Below are 1,279 nucleotides of genomic sequence, written 5' to 3' on the forward strand. Positions count from 1 at the left end.
CCCGCCCGAGCGGGGCGCGCGATGCGGCCGGCGCGCCGTACGGCCCTCAGCCCGTCACGCCGTGTAGCCCGGGATGTCGATGCCCCCGGCCTCGCAGATCCGGGCCAGCGGCCGGGAGGCCACGATCAGCCGGCCCGTCCTGCCGAGTGGGGCGACGGTCTCGGCCACGGCCGGGACCGCCGACTGGCGGGCGTGCCGCGCGGCCGCGACCAGTCCGTTGAAGACGGCCTGGCCGTTGTCCGAGTGGCTGACGCCGGCCAGGATCCGGCAGGCCCGCTCGGCGGGCGGGTCCAGCGGCTGGGCGCCCGCCACGGGCCCGGCCGCGATCCCCGCCGCGATCCCCGCCATGAGCCCGGCCGCGATCGTCGCTCCTATCATCGTCTCCCCCTGATTTCCGGTGATTTTTCCCGGTCAGGGGCCTACCCGGTCGGTGGGAGGGTCATCCGGCGGCCGGTCCGGTGCCGGGATCGCCGGCCCTGGCCGGACGGCCTGGCCGGGATGGGCTGAGCCCCGGACCGAGGCCGCCGCGCCTTCAATCAGATCGTTGAACCTTTTGTGTAGGCTTTTAGTACATTTTCGATTGTTAGTGAGGACATACCTTAAAAATGCGGTTGCGACCCATCGATCTGGCGCGTGAACACGGCCTGTCCACGCAGGCGGTGCGCAACTACGAGGAGGCGGGCATCCTGCCGCCGGCCGGGCGCTCACCGCACGGCTACCGCGTCTACACCCCGCGCCACGCGGCGGCGTTGCGGACGTTCCTGGCGCTGATCCCCGCGCACGGCCACGCGACCGCGGGGGCGATCATGCGGGCCGTGAACGGCGGCGCGGTCGGGGAGGCGCTGCGGCTGATCGACGAGAGCCACGCCCAGCTGGCCGGTGACCGGCGCACGCTGGAGGCGGTGGAACGGGCGCTGCGCGACCTGGTGCCGCCGCATGACACGGAGCCGGGCGTGACGTTCATCGGGCCGCTGGCGCGCAGGCTCGGCATCCGGCCGGCGACGCTGCGCAAATGGGAGCAGGCCGGGTTGTGCGTGCCCCGCCGCGACCCGCGCACCGGATACCGCGTCTACACCCCCGCCGACGTGCGCGACGTGCTGCTGGCCCACCAGCTGCGGCGGGGCGGGTACGGGCTGGAGCAGATCGCGCGGGTGCTGGAGCGGGTACGGGCGGCGGGCGGCCCGGAGCCGCTGCAGGCGACGCTGCAGGAGTGGCGTGACCGGCTGACGGCACGGGGCCTGGCGATGCTGGCGGGCGCGGGCGCGCTGGACGACGTCCG

At 74.5% G+C, this 1,279-nt stretch carries 2 protein-coding genes; one reads left to right on the forward strand and one right to left on the reverse strand.

Annotated features, from left to right (window positions below; genetic code table 11):
- Positions 1-54: 54 nt before the first annotated feature.
- Positions 55-378, reverse strand: a complete 324-nt coding sequence (locus ACWJ6R_RS36555) for a hypothetical protein (RefSeq protein ID WP_449066579.1) — start codon at positions 376-378, stop codon at positions 55-57.
- A gap of 227 nt (positions 379-605) precedes the next feature.
- Between ACWJ6R_RS36555 and ACWJ6R_RS36560 the strand changes: the two genes are divergently transcribed.
- Positions 606-1,279: TioE family transcriptional regulator (locus ACWJ6R_RS36560; RefSeq protein ID WP_449066580.1), on the forward strand; the 674-nt coding region annotated here is incomplete at its 3' end.

The organism is Planomonospora algeriensis, from assembly GCF_977012225.1.